Origin of the sequence: Streptomyces sp. Rer75, assembly GCF_013414305.1 — a bacterium.
Taxonomy (GTDB): Bacteria; Actinomycetota; Actinomycetes; order Streptomycetales; family Streptomycetaceae; genus Streptomyces; species Streptomyces himastatinicus.
This window is the reverse complement of record NZ_CP058693.1, coordinates 4,037,871-4,059,003: the sequence shown is the minus strand read 5'-3', so window position 1 is coordinate 4,059,003 and position 21,133 is coordinate 4,037,871. Positions and strand designations below refer to the sequence as shown.

At 70.9% G+C, this 21,133-nt stretch carries 22 protein-coding genes; 10 read left to right on the top strand and 12 right to left on the bottom strand.

The window, feature by feature from the left end; all coding sequences use genetic code 11:
* Positions 1-29: 29 nt before the first annotated feature.
* Positions 30-896 carry a fumarylacetoacetate hydrolase family protein gene (locus HYQ63_RS16855; protein ID WP_179934680.1) on the top strand — a complete coding sequence of 289 codons (867 nt, stop codon included), beginning with the start codon at positions 30-32 and terminating at the stop codon, positions 894-896.
* A 19-nt stretch (positions 897-915) separates the two neighbouring features.
* Here HYQ63_RS16855 and HYQ63_RS16850 read toward each other — a convergent pair whose 3' ends face one another.
* The 5 genes from HYQ63_RS16850 to HYQ63_RS16830 all read right to left on the bottom strand — a co-directional run bounded on the left by HYQ63_RS16850 (position 916) and on the right by HYQ63_RS16830 (position 6,666).
* Positions 916-2,997: a sulfatase-like hydrolase/transferase gene (locus HYQ63_RS16850; RefSeq protein WP_257231905.1), complete on the bottom strand. Its 2,082-nt coding sequence runs from the start codon at positions 2,995-2,997 to the stop codon at positions 916-918.
* 99 nt (positions 2,998-3,096) lie between these two features.
* On the bottom strand, positions 3,097-3,603 hold the full coding sequence (locus HYQ63_RS16845) for a GNAT family N-acetyltransferase (RefSeq protein ID WP_179934678.1): 507 nt from the start codon (positions 3,601-3,603) through the stop codon (positions 3,097-3,099).
* A gap of 7 nt (positions 3,604-3,610) precedes the next feature.
* The gene (locus tag HYQ63_RS16840) at positions 3,611-5,008 is read right to left on the bottom strand and encodes a DHA2 family efflux MFS transporter permease subunit (protein ID WP_257231904.1); all 1,398 of its coding nucleotides are present in this window, start codon (positions 5,006-5,008) and stop codon (positions 3,611-3,613) included.
* 54 nt (positions 5,009-5,062) lie between these two features.
* Positions 5,063-5,542 (bottom strand): heme-degrading domain-containing protein, encoded by a 480-nt coding sequence (locus tag HYQ63_RS16835; RefSeq protein ID WP_179934674.1) that lies wholly within the window; start codon positions 5,540-5,542, stop codon positions 5,063-5,065.
* A complete protein-coding gene (locus HYQ63_RS16830) occupies positions 5,539-6,666 on the bottom strand; it encodes a Gfo/Idh/MocA family oxidoreductase (protein WP_179934672.1) in 1,128 nt (375 codons plus the stop codon). The genes HYQ63_RS16835 and HYQ63_RS16830 overlap by 4 nt, the downstream gene beginning before the upstream one ends.
* A gap of 67 nt (positions 6,667-6,733) precedes the next feature.
* Here HYQ63_RS16830 and HYQ63_RS16825 point away from each other — a divergent pair, with 67 nt between their 5' ends.
* Positions 6,734-7,816 carry an ROK family transcriptional regulator gene (locus HYQ63_RS16825; protein ID WP_179940192.1) on the top strand — a complete coding sequence of 361 codons (1,083 nt, stop codon included), beginning with the start codon at positions 6,734-6,736 and terminating at the stop codon, positions 7,814-7,816.
* Between the two features lie 117 nt (positions 7,817-7,933).
* A complete protein-coding gene (locus tag HYQ63_RS16820) occupies positions 7,934-9,460 on the top strand; it encodes a hypothetical protein (RefSeq protein WP_179934670.1) in 1,527 nt (508 codons plus the stop codon).
* 11 nt (positions 9,461-9,471) lie between these two features.
* On the opposite strand, the gene HYQ63_RS16815 is transcribed toward HYQ63_RS16820, so the two are convergent.
* Positions 9,472-9,660, bottom strand: coding sequence for an antitoxin (locus HYQ63_RS16815; protein WP_179934668.1), 189 nt, complete (start codon positions 9,658-9,660; stop codon positions 9,472-9,474).
* Between the two features lie 147 nt (positions 9,661-9,807).
* Here HYQ63_RS16815 and HYQ63_RS16810 point away from each other — a divergent pair, with 147 nt between their 5' ends.
* The 6 genes from HYQ63_RS16810 (at position 9,808) to HYQ63_RS16785 (ending at position 13,860) form a co-directional block, all read left to right on the top strand.
* Positions 9,808-10,590, top strand: coding sequence for an HAD-IIA family hydrolase (locus tag HYQ63_RS16810; RefSeq protein WP_123104965.1), 783 nt, complete (start codon positions 9,808-9,810; stop codon positions 10,588-10,590).
* A gap of 81 nt (positions 10,591-10,671) precedes the next feature.
* The gene (locus HYQ63_RS16805; RefSeq protein ID WP_179934667.1) at positions 10,672-11,223 is read left to right on the top strand and encodes a hypothetical protein; all 552 of its coding nucleotides are present in this window, start codon (positions 10,672-10,674) and stop codon (positions 11,221-11,223) included.
* On the top strand, positions 11,216-11,917 hold the full coding sequence (locus HYQ63_RS16800) for a class F sortase (RefSeq protein WP_179934665.1): 702 nt from the start codon (positions 11,216-11,218) through the stop codon (positions 11,915-11,917). Before HYQ63_RS16805 ends, HYQ63_RS16800 begins: the two co-directional genes overlap by 8 nt.
* 20 nt (positions 11,918-11,937) lie before the next feature.
* A complete protein-coding gene (locus HYQ63_RS16795) occupies positions 11,938-12,270 on the top strand; it encodes a hypothetical protein (RefSeq protein ID WP_257231903.1) in 333 nt (110 codons plus the stop codon).
* A 24-nt stretch (positions 12,271-12,294) separates the two neighbouring features.
* Positions 12,295-12,624 (top strand): hypothetical protein, encoded by a 330-nt coding sequence (locus HYQ63_RS16790; RefSeq protein ID WP_179934663.1) that lies wholly within the window; start codon positions 12,295-12,297, stop codon positions 12,622-12,624.
* 156 nt (positions 12,625-12,780) lie between these two features.
* Positions 12,781-13,860: a glycoside hydrolase family 6 protein gene (locus HYQ63_RS16785; RefSeq protein ID WP_179934661.1), complete on the top strand. Its 1,080-nt coding sequence runs from the start codon at positions 12,781-12,783 to the stop codon at positions 13,858-13,860.
* A gap of 7 nt (positions 13,861-13,867) precedes the next feature.
* On the opposite strand, the gene HYQ63_RS16780 is transcribed toward HYQ63_RS16785, so the two are convergent.
* The 5 genes from HYQ63_RS16780 to HYQ63_RS16760 all read right to left on the bottom strand — a co-directional run bounded on the left by HYQ63_RS16780 (position 13,868) and on the right by HYQ63_RS16760 (position 19,921).
* A complete protein-coding gene (locus HYQ63_RS16780; protein ID WP_179934659.1) occupies positions 13,868-15,838 on the bottom strand; it encodes a kelch motif-containing protein in 1,971 nt (656 codons plus the stop codon).
* Positions 15,839-15,841: 3 nt separating this feature from the next.
* Positions 15,842-17,665: a glycosyltransferase family 2 protein gene (locus tag HYQ63_RS16775; protein WP_179934657.1), complete on the bottom strand. Its 1,824-nt coding sequence runs from the start codon at positions 17,663-17,665 to the stop codon at positions 15,842-15,844.
* A gap of 339 nt (positions 17,666-18,004) precedes the next feature.
* Positions 18,005-18,685 carry a FadR/GntR family transcriptional regulator gene (locus HYQ63_RS16770; protein ID WP_179940188.1) on the bottom strand — a complete coding sequence of 227 codons (681 nt, stop codon included), beginning with the start codon at positions 18,683-18,685 and terminating at the stop codon, positions 18,005-18,007.
* A gap of 73 nt (positions 18,686-18,758) precedes the next feature.
* Positions 18,759-19,094, bottom strand: coding sequence for a DUF397 domain-containing protein (locus HYQ63_RS16765; RefSeq protein ID WP_179934655.1), 336 nt, complete (start codon positions 19,092-19,094; stop codon positions 18,759-18,761).
* Positions 19,091-19,921 (bottom strand): helix-turn-helix transcriptional regulator, encoded by an 831-nt coding sequence (locus tag HYQ63_RS16760; protein WP_179934653.1) that lies wholly within the window; start codon positions 19,919-19,921, stop codon positions 19,091-19,093. The genes HYQ63_RS16765 and HYQ63_RS16760 overlap by 4 nt, the downstream gene beginning before the upstream one ends.
* Before the next feature lie 115 nt (positions 19,922-20,036).
* Between HYQ63_RS16760 and HYQ63_RS16755 the strand changes: the two genes are divergently transcribed.
* On the top strand, positions 20,037-20,468 hold the full coding sequence (locus HYQ63_RS16755; RefSeq protein ID WP_179934651.1) for an ATP-binding protein: 432 nt from the start codon (positions 20,037-20,039) through the stop codon (positions 20,466-20,468).
* Positions 20,469-20,482: 14 nt separating this feature from the next.
* Here HYQ63_RS16755 and HYQ63_RS16750 read toward each other — a convergent pair whose 3' ends face one another.
* Positions 20,483-21,091, bottom strand: a complete 609-nt coding sequence (locus HYQ63_RS16750; protein WP_179934649.1) for a TetR/AcrR family transcriptional regulator — start codon at positions 21,089-21,091, stop codon at positions 20,483-20,485.
* Between the last annotated feature and the right edge of the window lie 42 nt (positions 21,092-21,133).

The window sequence follows — 21,133 nt, the reverse complement described above, 5'->3', positions numbered from 1 at the left end:
CCCCGTCCTGAGACCAGGGAGTTGTGAGGATGAAGCTGCTGCGCGTCGGACCGGTCGGGGCGGAACGCCCGGCCCTCCTCGACCAGAACGGCACCCTCCGCGACCTGTCCGGCCTGGTCCCGGACATTGACGGGACCTTGCTCGCCGACGAGGCGGCGCTCGCCCGCATCCGCGCGGCGGCCGCGGCCGAGGGCGCCGACGCGCTGCCGGTGATCCAGGACGGCGGCGTACGGGTCGGCCCGCCGCTGGGACGTATCGGCAAGATCGTGTGCATCGGGCTGAACTACCACGACCACGCGGCCGAGACCGGCGCTCCGATCCCGGAGGAGCCGATCCTCTTCATGAAGGCGCCCGACACGGTCATCGGCCCCGATGACACGGTGCTGGTCCCGCGCGGCAGCCTGAAGACGGACTGGGAGGTGGAGCTGGCCATCGTCATCGGCCGCACCGCCCGCTACCTCGACTCCGACGAGGCCGCCCTCGCCGCCGTCGCGGGCTACGCGATCGCGCACGACGTTTCCGAGCGGGCCTTCCAGATCGAGCGCGGCGGCCAGTGGGACAAGGGCAAGAACTGCGAGACGTTCAACCCGCTGGGCCCCTGGCTGGTCACCGCCGACGAGATCCCCGACCCGCAGGCCCTCGGCCTGCGGCTGTGGGTCAACGGCGAGATCAAGCAGAACGGCACGACGGCCGAGCAGATCTTCGGCGTCGCCCATGTGGTGCGCTACCTCAGCCAGTTCATGACCCTCTACCCGGGTGACGTCATCAACACCGGCACCCCGGCGGGCGTCGCCATGGGCCGCCCCGATCCCAAGCCCTATCTGCGGGCCGGTGACGTGGTGGAGCTGGAGATCGACGGGCTGGGCCGCCAGCGCCAGGAGTTCAAGGACGCCTGACGCCGGGGGCCGCCGCCCGCTACTTGGATGAAGATGACGTGGGCACCTTGGTCTTGGCGCTCGGCGTCGAGCCGTACGCCTTGAAGAAGCGGTCGCGGAAGCTGTTCATCTTCCACACCGGGGTGTCCGCGCGGGGCATCAGCCCGTCCGCCCAGTTCCAGTCGGCGATCCGCTTCAGCACCTTCGGGTCATGGGCGACGATCGAGATCGGCACGTCCCGGCTCGCGTTGTTGCCGCTGACCCGGGCCAGCGGCTGGTGGTCGCCGAGGAAGACGAGCACGGTGTCCTTGTCGCCGTACTTGATCACGTAGTCGATGAGGCTGTTCACCGAGTACTGGACGGACTTGCCGTACTCCTGCTTCACCTTGGTGGAGTCGGTGAACACGTCCTCGGGCCGCTTGCCCGCCTTCTCGATGTCCTTGTAGACCGAGCCGTTCCCCACCTTGCTCCACGGGATGGTCTTCGGGATGGGCGCCCAGGGCTGGTGGCTGGAGGTCAGGATGTTCAGTGACATCAGCGGCTTGTCGTGCTTCTTGCCGTGCTCCAGCTGCTCGAACGCCTTCAGCGCATACTGGTCGGGCATGGTCGACCAGCTGAACTTCGGGCCCTTGTAGCCCAGCTCGCGCGAGTCGTAGACGTGGTCGAGGCCGTAGAACGTGCCCTCCGGCCAGCTCTTCTGCACGCCCGGCATGATGCCGACCGTCCGCCAGGCGCCGGTGCGCTTGAAGGCCCGCGTGATGGACAGGTGGTCGCCCGCGGTGACGGTGCGGTAGCGGTTCTGGTTGTCGATCCAGAGGCCGGTCAGGAAGGTGGAGTGGCCCAGCCAGCTGCTGCCGCCGTACGTCGCCGATGTGAGCCACCCGCTCTTGGCGGCGTACCCGGCCTTGTCCAGCCGTTTGGTCGCCTTCTTCAGCGTCGCGTTGACGCCGGGCGCGATCGCCGGATCCTCGATCGCGCTGCGGCCGTAGCTCTCGATGAAGGTGAAGATCATGTCCTTGCCGCGCAGCCCGGTCAGCAGCTGATCGCCCGGGGTGTCCCCGTATGTGTCGTACGCGGCGACCTTCTGGAACTCCCGCTCGTCCTCGATGGTCTTCTGCACCCGCTCCGCCCGGTCCTGGACCAGCGCGGAGGTGCTCCGGGACGCCACCGGCAGCCCCGCGACCTGCGCGCCGACCGACGCGCACGCGACCCAGACGGTCCCGGCCACCAGCGTGGCGCGGGTCGCCACGACGCTGTTGCGGGCCATGACGTTGCCGATCCGGAGGACCGCCAGCGCCGTGAGGGCGAGCACGGCGAGGGCCAGCAGCGCGACCCCGACCACGGCGGCCGCCGCGGCCGTCTGGCCGACCGAGTCCTCCAGGTACGACTGGGCGTCGTCGAGCAGGATCCAGTCGAGCACCACGTTGAAGCCGCGGCCCAGGAACTCGTTGAAGCCCATGTCGAGCATGTTGAGGATGGCCAGCGCGCCGAGGAACAGCCCCGCCAGCACCGCCACCACCCTCCGGGCGAGGGTCGGCAGGAGCAGCAGCAGACCGGCGCCGAATATCAGCTCCACCGGGATGCGGGCGAAGTGCTCGGTGGTGAGGAGTTCGAGCTTCGTCGGCAGCAGCAGGGCGACGAAGACCAGCGCGAGGGACAGGCCGGTGACCGTCCACGACAGGGCGCGTGCCGCGACGGGATACCGGCCCCGCCAGCCGCCGCGGCCGGTGACGGCCTGGTCCGGGCCGGGGCCGTCGTCGTCGGTGCCGTCACCGGCGGTGGCGGCGCCCAGCAGCTCGGCCGGTGCGTCGTCGCCCTCTTCGGTGGCCTTGTCCTCGGCGGCTTTGTCGTCGGGGGCTGTGGCCTCGACTTCGTCGGCTTCGTCGTCGGCGTTGTCCTCGCCGTCGCCGTCGCCGTCGTCCTCGGTGTCGTCCTCGCCTTTGGGGCCGACCTCTTTGGGCTCGCCCTCGGGGTCACTGCCCTCGGGCGCAGCGCCCTCGGGGTCTCTGCCCTGGCTCTCGGCGACGGCGTCCGGCTTCCGCTCCGGCGGCCGGTCTTCCGGGGTTTCGCCCTCCTCCGGGGCAGCCTTGTCGGCGTCGTCCTTGTCCGGCTGCTGGCGCATCCCGAAGGTCCTTCCGTGCGTGGCCCGGTGGTGACACGGCGGACCAGACTCGGGCGTCGAGGGCCGCCGTTATCCGTACGGCCCGGCGGCCGGAAGTGTTCAATGACCAGCGGGTCCGCTGTACGCGTGGACCACGGCGAGCCGTCCGTCCGCAGTGTGCCAGTCGGCGGTCATGGCCCTGACGAAGCGCCACCCGGCGCGCTCATACAGCCCGATGGCCGCGGTGGCGCCCGAGTCGACCTCCAGGACGGGCCGCAGCCCGTCCGCCACCGCCGCCCGCGCCGCGTGCCCGAGCAGTTCGGCGGCCAGACCGCGGCGGCGTGCCGCGGTGGTGACGAACAGTCGGGCCACCGCGGCGAGCCCCTCGGCCGGTGCGCCGATGGCGTCCGCGAGGGCGGGATCGGTCCGGGTGAGCATCACATGGCCGAGTACATCGGGGCCTTCGGCCGCGACCCAGGCGCCGCGCATCCCGTCCGGCGTCAGCCAGCCCTCGGGGTCGTCGGGCCAGTTGACCGGGTAGCGGTCGGCGCGCTGCACGGTCGCGAGCGCGCTGACGCAGGCGGCCAGGTCCTGGCCGGTTCGGGGACGTATCGTCGCTGCGGGCACCGCTGGATCATGGCACGGCGCGGTCGACGGTGCGCAGGGTTATCAGGGCCCCGGCGAGGAAGGCCAGCCCCGCGACGGCCAGCGCCGTCCGCAGCCCGGCGAGCCCACCCTGACCGGCCAGCGCGCCGAGGAGGGCGACGCCGATGACGCCGCCGGTCTGGCGTGACGCGTTGATCACGCCGGAGGCGAGCCCGGCCTGCTCGCCGGGCACGCCGTCGGTGACGGCCGTCGTCACGGCGGGCATGGTGAACGACATCCCGAAACCGGTGGCCATCAGCGGGAGCACCAGCAGCGGATACGGAACGTGCGCGACCGCCGCGGTGAGCCCGGTGAGCGCGAGCAGCCCCGCCCCGCCCGTGGCCAGGCCGACGAGCAGCGTGGGCCGCGGGCTGCCGACCCGCGCCGTGAAGCGCCCGGAGAGCCATGAACCGGCCGCCACCACGCCCATCTGCGGCAGCAGGGCGAGCCCGGCGAACAGCGCGGAGTAGTGCAGGGTCTGCTGGAAGTAGAGGTTGATGACGAACAGTTCGCCGTAGAAGCCCAGGTTGATCAGCAGGCCGACCGCCGTGCCGCCGGAGAAGGTGGCGTTGCGGAACAGCCCGAGCGGCAGCATCGGCGTGCGCACCGTCCGTTCGACGGCCAGGAACCCGGCGCCCGCCAGGACGAACACCAGCGCACTGCCCGCCACCAGCGCGTTCACCCCGGTGCGGCCGCCCTCGATCATGGCGAGCGCCAGCGCGGTCAGCGCCACTACGCCGGTGATCTGGCCGGCCGGGTCCAGCCCCTTGCCGGTCTGCGCGCGCGGCGCCGGAACGTACCGCGCGGTCAGCGCCATCGCGGCCAGCCCGATGGGCACGTTGACGAAGAACACCCACCGCCAGCCGACCGCGGCGACCAGGACGCCGCCGAGGAGCGGGCCGCCCGCCGCGGCCACCCCGGCGATGCCGCCCCACACCCCGATCGCGCGGGCGCGCGTCGTCCGGTCGTCGTACGCGGCCCGCAGCAGCGCCAGCGAGGCCGGTACCGACAGCGCCGCCCCGGCCCCCTGTGCCACCCGCGCGAGCACCAGCACCGGTACGTCGGGGGCCAGCCCGCAGCCGAGCGACGCCACCACGAACACCCCGAGCCCGGCCTGGAACACCCGCCGGGCGCCGAAGCGGTCCGCGAGCGCCCCGCCGGACAGCAGCCCGGCGGCCAGCACCAGCAGATAGCCGTCAACGACCCACTGGAGGCCGTTGACGCCCGCCCGCAGGTCGGTCCGCAGGGCGGGCAGGGCGACGTTCACGATCGTGCTGTCCAGGATGACCATGAAGTAGCCCGTACACACCGCGACCAGCGCGAACGACAGGACGCGCGCGGGCCCGCGGGTGGTCGGTATGTCCGGGGTACCGGTTTTCGTCGCCATGCGCTTCACCGTAGGCGCGGAAAGCTTCGGCGCCCGGCGAAGCGATGTCGCAGGTCAGGACTGGTCGAGGAACCGTTCCAGGGCCGCCACCACCAGCGCGTGGTCCTCCGCCTGCGGCAGGCCCGAGACGGCGACCGTGCCGATGACGCCCGTACCGGTCACATGGAGCGGGAAGGCGCCGCCGTGCGCGGCGTAGCGGTCGGGGTCGAGCCGGGAGGACTCCTCGAAGGTGGTGCCCTTCGCCCGGAAGCGGGTGCCGACGAGATAGGAGGAGGCGGCGTAGCGGTCGACGACCCGGCACTTGCGCTCCAGCCAGGCGTCGTTGTCGGCCGTGGTGCCGGGCAGGGCGCGGTGGAAGAGGCGCTGGCCGCTGCGGCGTACGCCGATGGTGACGGCCGCGCCGCGCTCCTCGGCCAGCTCGGCGATCAGGCAGCCGAGGCGCCACGCGTCGTCGTTGCTGAGGGACGGGAGGCGCAGCCGGCGCTCCTGCTCCTCCAGGCGGGCGATGAGGTCCGCGTGATCCTGGGTGCTCATGCGGCGCCTCCGAGCGGGTTGTCGATACGGACCGTACGGCCCTCCGTCGCCGACACCCGGGCCGCCTCCAGCACCCGCAGCGCCGACGCCGCCTCGGCCGCGGTGACCGGGGGCGGGGTGCCGTCGCGCAGCGCGGTGGCGATCGCGGCGTAGTACGCGGGGTAGTCGCCCCGGACGGTGGGGACGGGCCGCCCGCCGCCGGTCAGCGGCGACTCGCCCGCGCCCAGCCGACCCCACGCGGACTCGGGCTCGGCGCCCCACGCCCCGGATTCCGTGGGGCGCAGGCCCTCGCGGAGCGCCGCTTCCTGCGGGTCGAGGCCGTACTTGACGTAGCCCGCCTCGCTGCCCAGCACCCGGAAGCGCGGGCCGAGCTGGGCGGTGATCGCGCTCATCCACAGCTGCGAGCGGACGCCGTTGGCGTGGTGGATGGCGATGAACGTGTCGTCGTCGGCCTCCGCCCCGGCGCGGCGTACGTCGACCTCGGCGTAGACGGAGACGGCCGGGCCGAAGAGGGTGAGCGCCTGGTCGACCAGGTGGCTGCCCAGGTCGTACAGCAGCCCGCCGATCTCGGCCGGGTCGCCGGACTCCCGCCAGCCGCCCTTGAGCTGCGGCCGCCACCGCTCGAAGCGCGACTCGAAGCGCAGCACCTCGCCGAGCGCGCCGTCGGCGAGCAGCTTGCGCAGGGTCAGGAAGTCGTTGTCCCAGCGGCGGTTCTGGAAGGCGCTCAGCAGCAGCCCGCGGGCCTCGGCGAGCGCGGCCAGCTCCTCGGCCTCGGCGGCGGTCGCGGCCAGCGGCTTGTCCACGACGACCGGCAGCCCGCCCTCGAGCGCGGCGCGCGCGAGCGGGACGTGGGTGCGGTTGGGGGAGGCGATGACGATCAGGTCCAGCTCACCGGCCCGCGCCCACAGCTCGTCGGCGGATGCGGCGATGCGCACGCCGGGGTGCTCGTCGCGGGCCTGCTGCTGCCGCTCGGGGCTGGCGGTGACGACGGTGTCGAGGGCGAGGCCGTCGGCGGCGGCGATCAGGGGGGCGTGGAAGACGGAGCCCGCGAGGCCGTAGCCGATCAGCCCTGCCCGGAGCGTGCTCTTGTCCCTGTTGCTGTCATCCCTGCTATTGGCATCCATGCGGCCACTTTGACAACAGTGTTGCTAAAGCGCAAGCGATGACCACAATGGGGATGTGAACAGCACGATGTCGGGGGCGGCCGGGCCCGGAGCCAATCTGTCCGCCCTGCGCAGCCACAACGCCGCCCTCGTCCTGCGCCTGCTGCGCGACGCGGGCCAGGACGGCGTCAGCAGGCTGGAGCTGGCCGACCGCACGGGCCTCACCCCGCAGGCCGTCAGCAAGATCACGGCCCGGCTGCGGGCCGAGGGGCTGGCGGCCGAGGCGGGCCGCCGCGCCTCGACCGGCGGCAAGCCGCGCACCGTGCTCCGCCTGGTCCCGGACGCCCGCCACGCGATCGGCCTGCACCTGGACCGCGACGAGCTGACGGCGGTCCTGGTCGACCTCGCGGGCACCCCGGTGGCCCTCCGTACGGCGCGCTTCGACTTCGGCGCCCCGGCGGAGCGGGCGCTGACGGCGGCGGCGTCGGAGGTCGAGGCGCTGATCGCCGATACCGCCGCGGAAGGGCTGCTCGGGGTGGGGGTCGCCGCGCCCGGCCCGCTCGACCACGGCTCCGGCGTACTGCACCGGGTCACCGGCTTCCCGCAGTGGGACGGGCTCCCGCTGCGCGACGCGCTCGCCCGGCGGCTCGGCCTGCCTGTCGTCCTCGACAAGGACACCAACGCCGCCGCCCTGGGCCTCGCGGCCCCGGCCGCCGACTCGTTCGCGTATCTGCACCTCGGCACCGGCCTCGGCGCCGGGCTCGTGCTCGGCGGCGGCGTGTACCGGGGCGCGCGGACGGACGCGGGGGAGTTCGGGCACCAGGTGGTCCAGCTCGACGGCCCGCCCTGCGGCTGCGGCAACCGCGGCTGCCTCGAAGCCCTGTGCCTGGCCGCCGTCGCCCGCGGCGAACAGGCGCACGCGGCCCGGCTGCTCGGCGTCGGCGCCGCCAACCTCGTACGGCTCCTCGACATCGACCGGGTGCTGCTCGGCGGCCGGATCGTGCTGGCCGACCCCGCCCCGTACGTACGCGGCGTGGCCGCCGTGCTCGCCGAGGACGCCGCCCGCACCAGCCGCCCCACGGTCCCGGTCGACGCCGTACGCGGCGGGGCCCGGGCGGTGGTCGAGGGAGCGGCGCAGCTCGTGCTCGCCCCGCTCTTCGCATTGGGCTGATCGAGCGTTTGTTGACGGCCAGTCGGGGTCAATCGGCCGCTCCCGCGGTGTGTCGGCGTGCGGACGCGGAATGTGGCGGAGTGCTCGGGGATACGCCGCTGCCAGCAGAGGTCACCCATGCGCCTGCCCACCGCCCTGTCCCTCCGCGCCGCCCTGTCCCTCCGTACGGCCCTGTCCCTCCGTACCGCCCTGCCCGCCGCCGCGCTCGCCCTCGCCCCGGCCCTGTACGGGATCGGGGCGCCCGTCGCCGCGGCCGAACCCGCCCCGACCTGCGGGGACGAGACCGCCGCCGACTTCCCCATAGAGACCCGGCTGCGCGGCGGGCCGGACCACTACGCGCGGGGGGCCGGGTGGCAGCAGTGGCACCTGGAACTGCGCAACACCACGGACACCGGCTGCCGGGCCGTCCACCCCGTCGCGGTCCTCGTCGACCAGGGCCATGCGCTGCGGCCCCGCCAGATCCAGTTCGAGTTCCTGGACCCGTACGCGGACGGCGGCACCTGGCGGCCCGTTTCCTTCCAGACGACCGACGAGGACGAGAACATCGGGGTGTTCGAGAAGGACTTCAAGGGGTTCACCGTGGCGGCCGGGAAGACGGTCGACGTACGCATACGCTCCCGCTTCACCACCGACGCACCCCTGGGCCCGGTCACGGCCAACGCCATCGCCGTCCAGCGGCGCGCGGACGACGGGGACTGGGTCGGGCAGTCGAACGACTACGCGTTCCGGATCGGCGCGGCGGCGGACCCCGGCGCGGACGCCACGGCGGGGGCGGATCACGCGCCCGAGCCCAGCGCCGAGCCCGAGCCCAGCGCCGAGCCGGAGCCCAGCGCCAAGCCCGTGCCCAGTGCCGAGCCGGAGCCCAGTGCCGAGCTCGTGCCGAGCGCCGAGCCCGTGCCCAGCGCCGAGCCGGAGCCGGAGCCGGAGCGTGAGCCGGAGTTGAGCGTCGACCCGCCCCCGGAGCCGACTGCCGCGCCGAGCCCGACCCGCCGCCTGGAGCGGAGCCCCGTCGCGGTGCCGCCGAGCCCCGAGAGCGAGGCGGACCAGGGCACCGAGGGCCTGGCGGATTCCGGCACCGACGAAGACCTGGGCGTCGAGACGGATCTGGGCACCGGCACGGACGAGGCGGGCACGGACGCGACGGATACGGAGGCGGACCCCGGCACCGACACGAGCGCGGAGACGGGCACCGACACCGACGTGGATACCGGGACCGACACCGGAACCGAGACCGGTAGCGACACCGAAACCGACCCCGGAACCGAAACAGGCACCGAGACCGGAACCGAAACAGGCACCAACACCGAAACCGATCCCGGAACCGACACCGGCACCGACCCCGGCTACGAAACCGGCACCGAGACCCCGCCCGGCTCGGACCCCGGCACCGGAACCGAAACCGGCGGCACCGACGAAAGCGGCACCGGTGGGCACGAGGACGGGCACGAGCAGGACGAGGAAAGCGAGGAAAGTGAGGAAAGCGACAAAAGTGACGAGGGCGGCGCCCGCCGCCCCGAGCACTGGAAGCCCGAGCTGGCCGCCACCGGACAGAACGTCCGGCTCGCCGGGCTCGGCGTGATCAGTGTCGGACTCGTGGCAGGCGGGGCCGCCCTCGTCGTGAAGTCCCGGCGCGCGAGGCGCTGAGGACGCTGCCGCTAACCGCCCCGGGGCCCCTCGCCCCGGCGGCGGAGCTCGTCGTCGACCTTGTCCGAGCCGCGCTGGACCTGCTCCGAGTGCTTGCCGCCTGTCTTCTTGTCGGCGGCGTCCGCCCCCTTGCGTGCGGCTTGGCGGCTCTTGTCCGGGTTCTTGCCGATCGCGTCCTTCAGCTTGTCCATGATGCCCATGGCGGTCTCCTTACGGTTACCGGTCGGCTCGCGTTCCCCCTCCCCTCAGGATCGGACAGCTGTGCGGGTCTGTCGCGCTGAGGCTCCGGAGGCCCCGGTTAGGCTGTGGACGTCGCCCAGACGGTCAAGCCGAGCGGAGAGCAACCAGTGGCAGAGCGCAAGCCGATCGAGTCATGGCTCACCGACATGGACGGGGTGCTGATGCACGAGGGCATACCGGTGCCCGGGGCCGACGCCTTCATCAAGCGGCTGCGCGAGTCCGGCAGGCCGTTCCTCGTGCTCACGAACAATTCCATCTACACCCCGCGCGACCTGCACGCCCGGCTGTCCCGCATCGGCCTCGACGTGCCGGTCGAGAACATCTGGACGTCGGCGCTGGCCACCGGCCAGTTCCTGGACGAGCAGCGCCCCGGCGGCACCGCGTATGTGATCGGGGAGGCGGGGCTGACGACCGCCCTGCACGACATCGGGTACGTCCTGACCGACGTCGAGCCGGATTACGTCGTGCTCGGTGAGACCCGTACGTACAGCTTCGAGGCGCTCACCAAGGCCATCCGCCTGATCAACGACGGGGCCCGGTTCATCGCGACCAACCCGGACGAGACCGGCCCCTCGGCCGAGGGTGCGCTGCCCGCCACGGGCTCGGTCGCGGCGCTGATCACCAAGGCGACGGGCCAGGAGCCGTACTTCGTCGGCAAGCCGAATCCGCTGATGATGCGCGCCGGGCTGAACGCGATCGGTGCGCACTCCGAGAGCAGCGCGATGATCGGCGACCGGATGGACACGGACGTGCGGGCCGGTCTGGAGGCGGGCATGGAGACGTTCCTCGTGCTCACCGGGGTGACCCAGTCCGACCAGGTCGACCGCTTCCCGTACCGGCCGTCCACCGTCGTCGACTCGATCGCGGACCTGGTGGAACGCGTCGTCTGAGCACCCATATGGAGCAGGGCCGGGTCCGCAGCGGATGCGGGCCCGGGCAGGGCGCGTGAGCCTCGTGGTGGGAGGTTCACGATGCGCATCGCCACCCTCACGCTCTGTACGGCAGCCCTCTGCCTCATCGCCTCGGGGCCCGCTCTCGCCGATCAGCGCCACGACGGAACCGCCACGATCCGGGTCAGCCCGCTCGCCATCGCGCCCGGCACCGAGGTGGAGGTACGGGCCTTCGGCTGCCAGGGCACGGCGGCGACGGCCACGTCGCCGGTGTTCGTCAGCGACGCGGAGCTGACCCCCGACGGCGACGGGCTGTTCAGCGAGGCGACCATCCGCTCGACGGCGACCAAGGGCGCGCATCGGGTCTCCGTGGACTGCGGCGGCGGCGTGGAGCCGGGGGGCACCGGGAAGGTGTCCGTCGCCGTGGAGCGCCCGCCCTCGCCCGTCGCGCCCGTGCACGCGGGCGGAGGCGGCGCGCCGCGGCCCGCCGAGACCGAGGGCCGGTGGCCACGGGGCGGCGTCGGCGGCGCGGAGGCGTACGGCCTGGTGCTGTCCGGCGGTACGGCGGTGGCCGTCGCGGGGCTCGCGGTACGGCGGCGTCGGCAGCGGCAGCGGGTGGGCGGCGATGTCTGAGTCGCGCTTCCCCGGAGCCGGACGGCTGGCCATGGGCCTGGTCTGGGTGGCGCTGCTGCTCGGGCTGTGGATGTGGGGCCGGGACATCACCGACGGTACGGGCGCCCCGGCGCCGATGACGGGGGACGCGGCCGCGGTCGGCCGTCCCCCGGCCCATCCGCTGCCCGAGGCGCACGCCCCGCTTCCGGCCGCGCGGCCGGAACGCATCGACATCGCGGCGGCCGGGGTCCATGCCCCGGTCATCGCCTCCGGCCTGGACCGCGAGGGGGCCGTGAAGCCGCCGCCCTTCCGCCGAGCGGACTCCGTCGCCTGGTACCGGGGCGGGCCCGAGCCGGGCACGGCGGGGGCGGCGGTGCTGGTCGGCCACGTCGACACCCGGTCCAAGCCCGCGGTCTTCTACCGGCTGAGCGACCTCCGGCGCGGCGAGACGCTCCGGGTCGCCCGGTCGGACGGTTCGACGGCGGAGTTCACGGTGGAGGACGTGGCGATGGTGACCGCCAAGCACTTCGACGCCCGCCGGGTGTACGGGGCGCGGACCGGCGGCCGGGCGGAGCTGCGGCTGATCACGTGCGGCGGACGGTTCGACCGGAAGACGCGGACGTATTCGGCGAACGTGGTGGTGTCCGCGTATCTGACGGACACGAAGCCCCCGAAGCACCCGACGCCCCGGACCACCCCCGGGAACGCGGGCTGACGCCCGCCCGTTCTCCGGTCATGGTGACCACCGTGCTGCTGGTAGCGGGAGGCGCCGCAGCGCTCGGGGCCGCCGTGTTCCTCGCGGACCGCGTCCTGTTATGGATGGAGCGCCGGGGCTGGATCTACTGGCGCAAGCGCAAGACCCTGTCGTCGATCGGCGTCGACTTCCTCCAGGAGGGTGACCCGGCGGCGCGGGCCCTGCGGCGCGGCATGGAACAGGAGCGGGTGCGCAAGAACGTGAGACCGGCGGAAGGGCCGCCTCCTGTCCAGGTCGATCTGGACGCGGGGGTGGTGCGTTTCCGGCGTACTGGACGTGATGGACGCGATGGACGCGACAAGCGGGATCCGTAGGGTCCGGGGAGGCGTGGTGGCCGTATGGGTGGGTTCCTGCCGTATCTGATCTTCGTCGGCGCGCTGGCCGCCGTCATGGGCTTCTTCGTCTGGCTGGCCGTCCTGGCCCGTCGCCGGGGCGTCGCGGGGTCGGCGATCCGCGCGGCCGTGGCGGCCCATGACCAGGCGTGGCAGGTGTCGGGCTATCAGTCCCACCTGGAGGTCAGGGCACAAGCGGAACGTAAAGCACCGATCGAGTCCCCCGACCGCCCCTGGCGTCCCGCGAGCCGCGACCTCGGCTCGCCCCGCCCGGCAGCCCGCGCTCCCCGCCGGGGCCGCCTCCGTCGGGGCCTGCGACGTCGCCTCCGTCGGTAGGACGCCGTGCGAATCGCGCCGGACGGGCGAAAACCCGCCTCCGGTTGAGGATGCGGGCCCGGGCGGCAGCGGCCCTGTGCAAGGATGGATTCGACCGGCTTGTCCCACCCGGGGGCTCACTGTCCTCCCCCGGAGCGTGCACCCAAGGGGGAGTGGATGTACGGCAGTTACACCGGCCGTCGGCACACCGTTGCCCGTCACCACAACCGTAAGCGGAATCTCAGGCGCAACGGCGTGGCGGCCGCCGGAGCGCTGCTGTCGCTCGCGACGCTCACCGGCTGCTTCGGCGCCTCCGAGGGCCCCAAGGAAAACAACCATGCTGCCCCGCCCGCCCGTCAGAAGCAGCGCCCCAAGGCCACCGTCCCGTACTGGGTCAACCCCGACGGCAGCGCCGCCAAGCAGGTTGCCGCGTACCGCAAGAAGGGCGCGGACGACGACGCCCAGCTGATACAGAAGATCGCCGAGCAGCCGGTCGCGGAGTGGCTGGGGGTGGACAACCCGGAGGGACAGGCGCGCGGCTTCACCGAGGCCGCCGCGCACGCGGACCGCGACGCGTTATTGGTCTTCTACAACATCCCGCACCGCGACTGCGGCCAGTACTCCAAGGGCGGCGCGGCGGACGGCGCCGCCTACCGGGCGTGGCTCGACAAGGCCGTCCGGGGCATCGGCGGCCGCCCCGCCACGGTGATCCTGGAGCCCGACGCACTGCCGCACGTGGCGGACGGCTGCACGCCGAAGAAGTTCCACGAGGAGCGGTACGACCTGCTCACCGGCGCCGTCGACAAGCTCAAGGGCCTGCCCCGCACCAAGGTCTACCTGGACGCCGGCAACCCGCACTGGATCAAGGACCCGCGGGTGATGGCCGGGCCGCTCAAGCGCGCCGGGATCGCCAAGGCGGACGGCTTCGCGCTGAACATCTCCAACTACCAGACCACCGCGGAGAACAAGACCTACGGCAAGAAGCTGTCCGCGATGGTCGGCGGCAAGCCCTTCGTGATCGACACCAGCCGCAACGGCAACGGCCCGGCCCCCGGCAAGGACGACCCGGAAGCCTGGTGCAACCCCAAGGGCCGGGCGCTGGGCGAACCGCCGACGGTCGACACCGGCGACCAGAAGGTCGACGCCTACCTCTGGATCAAGCGCCCGGGCGAGTCGGACGGCCCCTGCAAGGGCGGCCCCAAGGCGGGCCAGTGGTGGCCGCGCTACGCACTCGATCTCGCCCGGAACGCCGAATAGGCACCGCTCAGCCGGAGGTGCCCGCCCCGCCCGTGGACGCGGCGGGCACCTTCACCCACACCGCCTTCGACGGCGTTCCCTGGTCGTCGACCGCGTTGAGCATGTAGTAGCCCGGCGGCACCAGTGAGGAGTCCTTCGGCAGGCGCACCGTGATGCCGTCCTTCGTCTGCTTGAAGTCGAGTGCGATCGACCGCTGCTCGACGTTGGTCACATGGGTGAAGGAGCTGGGCCGGATCAGCCGCATCTTCTTGATCGCCGAGGCGTGCGCGGTCTGGTACGTGGCCGTCGCGCCCAGCTTGACCGTCTTCGGGCCGCCCTCCGCGGCGAGCTTCGGCCGCGAGTCCCGGTACAGGTAGGGCGGCGTGTAGAGGTCGATCTGCTGCTGGAACTCGCCCGGCTTGGTGTTGGCCTTGTCCTGGAACAGCGAGTCGGAGCCGAAGCTCATGACCCGCCCGTCCGGCAGCAGCAGCGCGCCCGAGTGGTAGTTGCGCCCGACCAGCGGATCGGCGACCCCGCGCGTGCGGTTGGTCTTCGGGTCGTACAGCTCGGCCTTCAGTACGTTGGTGTCGCTGCGCCCCCGGTAGTCGCCGGAGCCGTTGGTGGTCAGGACCGTGTCGTCCGGCAGGATGACGCTGCTCGGATAGCGCACCTTCTCGTACAGATCCGGTCCGTCCTTGAAGCGCGGCTGATCGTCCTTCAGATCGACGATCCGGGTCCCGGCGGTGGACCGGGTGGACTCGCCGACCCCGCCGCCGCCCAGCACCATGAACCGCTGGTCCTGCGCCGGCGGCAGCATGACCGACATCGACGTCTCCAGCAGCTTCGGGTCGCTGATGCCCGGCACCACCTGGAACTTGTTGCTCTTCAGATCCCAGATCCCCGGGATGCGGCCCTTGTCGTCCGGTCCGTATCCGGCATTCGATCCGGTGTAGAAGATGCGGCCCTTCTCGGTGAGGAAGAGCGCGGGGTAGGTGGGGAAGAAGCGCTGCTTCGGCAGATACTTCCACTTCTTCGTCTTCGGGTTGTAGATCTCGTTCTTGCCCGGCACGACCTGGCCGATTTCATCGAGCCCGGACACGGACAGCACACTGCCGTCCTGCAAGGTCGTCAGGGTCGGATACCAGCGGGCCTCGTTCATCGGGTCGACGGTGATGTACCGCTCCGACTCCGGGTCGAATTCGTAAGCCTGCTTGATGCCCTGGAAGTCCTTCTTGTCGAACGACAGCTTCTGTGCGATGCCGTAGAAGTTCTGCCGGTCCTTGCCCTTCAGCCCGGAGATCCGGTAATTGTCCTCGGTCCCGGTCTGGTACTTCTTGCCCTTCCGGCGCGCCTCGACATAGACGCGCGCCGTGCTGGCGGTGACGGTGACCTTTCCGGTCTTGGCGTTCGTCTTCTTCTTCGCGCGCGGGACGAGGACCGGGTCCTTGGACTCGAAGGTCTTGCCGTTCTCCTTGCCCGTGAAGCGCGTCCCGGCCGGGAGGGTCTTCGGCTTGTCCGGGTCCTCGTTGTGGACGAACATCAGCCCGCCCGCCTTCTCGACGTCGCCCTTGAGCTTCTCGTACCGCTGCGTGCCGCCCGCCACCAGCAGCTTTCCGTCCGGAAGCTGGCTGTGCCCGGAGCAGAAGAGGTCCTGGGGCGTGGGGATGTTCCGGTACGTGTTCTTCTCCGGGTCCCACAGGACGGTGCGGAAGGACTTGGCGTCGAAGTTCTTGGCGTTGTTCCCGGAACCGGCGACCAGCAGTACCTTTCCGGTGTGCAGCAGGGCGGCGTGGATCGTATTGATCCGATATTCCTTCGGAACGTTGACGACGTCCCAGTGGCCGTTCTCGGCCTTGTACTCCGGTTGGTTGATCTTGTAATCGTGATACTGCTCGGAGCTGAATTGGTAGAGCGCCGGGCCGTTCATCCCGGCCAGCACGGTCACGGCCGCCGCACCGATTCCGAAGCGGCGGGTGCGGCGACTCGGTCGGTACTTCACGTCTTATCGTCCCCCAAGAGCGGGCTGCGTTGTCCGTTTCTCCTGGCGGACGGTCCACCGCCAGGCGATGATCGGAGCGGCTGTGATAGCCAGGGCGAGTGATGCCCAAACGGTCATCGCTGGATGACTGTGGCCGAAGTAGAAGGAAGAGGCGAGCGACCCGCCGAAGACCACCAGGAAGAAAAGATGGATCCGGAACGTCCCGAAGAGGGTGTCGGGGCTCGATGAGTCGCCCTTGGGGGTGACGACGAAGCGGCTCTTCCGGCGCAGTACGGCATCCATCAGGGAACGCGCGTAAATCGGGGCGGACATCGCGGACATCACCATTCCGGCCACGCCCCCCGACCCTTCCGGTTCATGCGGGGAAACGTTGTGCCGCCGGTTCCAGACGTAGAGGCCGATCTGGAGCGCGGAGGCATTGCCGTACAGCATCATCCAGATGGCGGGGTCGATCTGGATGCCGGACGCCCCGAATCCGAGGAACAGCGCGCAGCTGATCCCGGCGAGAATCCAGTTCAGCGCCGACATCGGATAGAAGATCACCATCAGGGTGTAGTTGAAGAGCTTGCCCGCGGGCAGCGAGAAGGGCGCCTTCCAGAACTGCTTGAGGATCGTCTCGTACGTGCCGCGCGACCAGCGCAGCTGCTGGGTGAAGAAGTCCGTCCAGGCGTTCGGCCCCTCGCCCACCGCCAGCACGTCCGGCGTGTAGACCGAGCCCCACTTCCGCCCGGTGGCGGGGTTGCGGTGCCGGTGCAGCTCGAAGCCGGTGGCCATGTCCTCGGTGATCGAGTCGTACAGTCCGCCGATGCTCTTGATGGCGCTGATCCGCACCGCGTTGTTGGTGCCGACGAACATCGGCGCGCGGTACGCGTTTCCGGCGCGCTGAATCAGCGCGTGGAACAGGAACTGCTGGCTCTCGGCGGCCTTGGTGACCGCGGCGTCGTAATTCCCGTACACCTGCGGGCCGACGACGAAGGCGATGTCCGGATCGCGGAAGTAACCGAGCATCCGCTCCAGATAGTTCGGCAGCGGAACGTGATCGGTGTCGACCGACGCGAAGAAGTCGTACGCGTCGCCGTGGGCGTCCAGCCAGGCGTTGTAGTTGCCGTGCTTGGTCTTCGCCCGGTACGGGCCCTTGGCCTGGTTCCACTTCTCGACGCCCTTGCGGGTGAAGTGGCGCACGCCCAGGCGCGCGCAGATCTCCTTCACCTCAAGGTCGTCGCCCTCGTCCAGCAGCCAGACGTCCAGCTCCCCCCGGTGCCGTACCCTGACCGCCGCCTGAAGCGTCTTCGTCACCATCTCGATCGGCTCCTTGCCGGGCACGAACGTGGTGATGAAGGCGACCTTCGTCCCCGTCTCGGGCACGACCGGGACCGGATCGCGGGCCACGAGCGTCGCGTGCGCGTTGGACGCGACGTTCATCGTGCGGAACAGCTCGATCAGCCCGATCGAGACCAGCATGATGACGTCCAGCACCGCCATCGTCGGGCTCGTGCCCTCGCGGTCGGTCCAGTGCGCGGGCTGGATCAGCCACACCAGCAGCCCCAGCGACACCAGCGGCGCCGCCCCCAGCAGCAGCGCGGCGCGGATGCGGTGCGGCTCGTCGGCCAGCAGGCTGCGATAGCGCACGCGGTACGGCTTGTCCGGGTCGTCGGGCCGGGTCAGTGGCCCCGCGAGCCTGCTGTAGTGCTCGTAGTCGTACTTCGGCAGCGGCCGCCGCCGGTGGGTTCGCTGTTGCCGCGGGATGCGTAAGCGCGTCGTGGTGGACGAGTCGTACGAACCCTGCTCATACGAATGCTGCCGGGCGCCTGTCGGCGTCGACGTCATGAGTCATTCCCCCCGCACGCGGGCTGGCTGCGTGTCGTCACGTTCTCCTTGCCGGCACGACCCCCCACGGCCGTACGGGCACGATAGTGGAGCGGCCGGACCCATCGAATGGAATCGAATATGGAATGGCCGCCTTCTGCTTGTGCGCAAAGTGTGCCGGACCCCTCCCGTCCGACATCCCCCCGGGGCACCCCAACACCCCCTGTTACAGGGCATGTTGGTGTGTGATGCACCCAGCTCAGGGTCTCGAACGGGCTCACATGATCGCAAGGCGAAACGCGCCCTTATTCGGACAAAGGTGCGCAATGAGCGCCCGTCGCGGCCGGTCGCGAAAACGGCTTATTCGTGATGTGGAGAACGCAGTCTGTTGCGAATGTTGCAGAAGTGGTCGCGAATCGCCTCTTCGGCGCGTAGGGCGTCGCCGGAGCGTACGGATTCCAGAATCCGCCGGTGTTGGGCGAGGGTGACGTGGGGGTCGGTCGGCACGTCCACCAGGTCCGTGCGCACCCGGTGGAACGCGTCCCAGAACGCCTCCAGCACCTCGCTGAGCAGCGTGTTGTCCAGGCTCCCGTACAGCGCGGCGTGAAAGGCGCGATCCGTCTCCGCACGCACGGCCCCTTCGGCCGCCTCCGCCTCCATCTGCCGCGTGATCGCGTCCAGCGTCCGGAGGTCCTTCGCCGGTATCCGCCCGGCGAGCCGGGCGATCAGCCCCGTCTCCACGGCCTCCCGCAGCTCCAGCAGCTGGAGCAGACTCTCCTCGCCGCGGTAGTGACCGGCGACGGTCCGGAAGACCAGCCCCTCGATCATGGGCGCCATCGACATGGGCCCCACGTAGGTGCCGAAGCCGTGCCGGATCTCCACGATCCCCATCGCCTGGAGCGCCTTCAGCGCCTCGCGCACGGAGTTACGGCTGACCCCGAGCAGCTCCATCAGCTCCGTCTCGGTGGGCAACGGTGCCCCGGAGGGGAGTCGTCGGTCGATGATGAGCCGTTTGATGCGCTCCTGGATGTCGCCCGCCATCCCACCACGCGCCTGCGCCGCCACCGCCACCTCCGATTTCGGTCAGCTTAGCGGCAGCGGCGCGGAGTGTTCCTCAGAGCTGCGCGACGAAGGCGGCCCAGGCCGTGTGGGGGATGGCCAGCTGGCCGGTGTCGGTGTCCTTGGAGTCGCGGATGTGAACGGCGTCGGGGCTCATGGCGACCTCGACGCAGTTGTCTCCTTCGCTTCCGCTGTAGCTGCTCTTGTGCCAGCCGAGTTCGGTGGTGAAGGCTGACCACGCCTGCCGCGAGATGGCCAGCTGGCCGAGTTGGGTGTCTTTGGAGTCGCGAACGTGGACCACATTGGGCTGTACGGCCACCTCGACGCAGTTGTCGCCGGAGCTTCCGCTGTAGCTGCTCTTGAACCAGTCGAGTTCAGGGGTGGTCGTCATAGGGCTCCTCGCATCTGCTTTAGCAGGCTCACCGTGGATTCGTGACCGAGCGCCTGCGAGCGCAGCTTGCCATAGCGTTGGAGCATCGCGCTCACGTCTTTCGGGTTGGTGATGAGCACGCTGGATTGCTGACCCTCGGAGTATCCCACCCACTCGTGCTGGGGCGTCTCCGCGAGATACATCAGACCGTCGATGCCCGCATGGGTCTCCCGACGTAGGGGCATGACCTGGAGCTCCACGTTGCGGCGATCCATCTGCTCCAGCAGGTGGTCCAAAAGCTGCCCGGTCACGCCCGCGCCTCCCATGTGGCGCTCCAGGAGTGCCTGTTCGACGACGAAGCTGAACGCAGTGTTCGGCCTCTCGGTCAGGAGGCGCTGCCGTTCCAGTCGTGCCGCTACCTGCGTTTCGATCTGCTCCTCGGAGAGCGGCGGCAGCCTCTGCTCAAAGACGGTCCTGATGTACGGCTCGGGCTGGAGCAGGCCCGGGATTGCCCGGCACTCATACGTGTACAGCGAGACGGCCTCTTCCTCGATCCCAGCCCACGGGCGGAACCACGACGCGAGCCCTGCCTTCCGCATCAGGGTGCGATAGGCCGCGCCCAAGACGCGAGCAGCGGGGGCGCCCAAGACTTCCTCCACCCGCGGGATGAGTTCCTTCGGCGGGAAGCGCCGACCCTGCTCCATCTTGGCGACGTACGTCACCGAATACCGCACGCGCGGCGCGAACTGCTCCTGCGTCAGGCCCCCTTCATCCCGCAGCGCCTTCAAAACGGCGCCAAACGTCTTGAGGCTGTCCGAGACTTCGGGTTCGCTGCTGTCTGCTCCCATACGTCTATGGTCACGCGCGGTGACGACCCCAGTCCAGCGAGTCAACTGGTACACCAGAAACTGGGTGGGTGTCATACCTGGCCGGAGCCCCGACCTCACCGCAACGCTTCCGCCCATGACCGCACCACAGGGCCAAGTTCCCGTCACCGTACGTACGTTCGCACAGCGATTCTCCGCCACCCGACGTGGGGCCCGGCTCGCCCGGCTGCTGGCCGCGAACCAGTTCGCCTCCTGGGGCCTCGGCCCCAGCGACGCCGCCGTGCTCGTCGTCGCCGAACTGGCCGCCAACGCCGTTTTCCACGGCCGCGTCCCCGGCCGGGACTTCGCCCTCCTCCTGCGGTACGACCACGAGACCGGCCGTCTGGAGATCGAGGTGTCGGACACCCACGACCGTCAGCCCACCCCGAAGGCTCCCACCTCCGTCGATGAACAGGGCCGTGGCCTGCTCCTGGTCGAGGCGCTGGCCGACCGCTGGGGCGTCAAGGAACGCCGCGGCCCGGGCAAAACCGTCTGGGCGCACATCAGCTCACGGAACCCTGTGGAGTGAACCCCGTGCGCAGGTCAGGCGGGCGGCCAGTTCCGCAGAGCCATGTCGGCCACCTGCTGGAGGTCGTCACGGGGAGTGCCGCTGGCGGCTTGGACGGCGATGCCGTTGGCGACGGTCATGAGGTAGCGGGCGAGCAGTTCGGGATCGATGCCGGGGGACAGGTCGCCTTCGTCGACGGCTTGCTGGAACCGGCCGCGGAGGAGGGAGACGGCCTCGTTGCGCCAGGCGATGAGGGCGTCGCGGGCGGTGCGTCCAGGGGTGCCGGCGGCAAGGGAGCCCTGGACGCCGAGGCACCCGGTGGGACAGCCGGGGCGGGTCGTGGTCCGGACGGAGCCGTTGAGGAACGCGGTGGCCACCTGCCGGGCGGTGGGCTCCTGCACGGCTCGGGCGCCGTACGAGGCGGGGCCTTCGGTGTAGCGGTCCAGGGCCTTGCGGAACAGGTCTTCCTTGTTGCCGAAAGCCGCGTACATGCTGGTGCGGGTGATGCCCATGGCGTTGGTCAGGTCGGTGAGGCTGGCGCCTTCGTAGCCCTGTTCCCAGAAGACCCGCATGGCCTGTTCGAGGGCCTCGTCGGCGTCGAAACCTCTCGGTCGGCCGATCGGTGCCCTCCCCTGCGTCTCCATGCGATCGATCCTACCTCTTCCGTACCGGTCGGTGCAGATCTC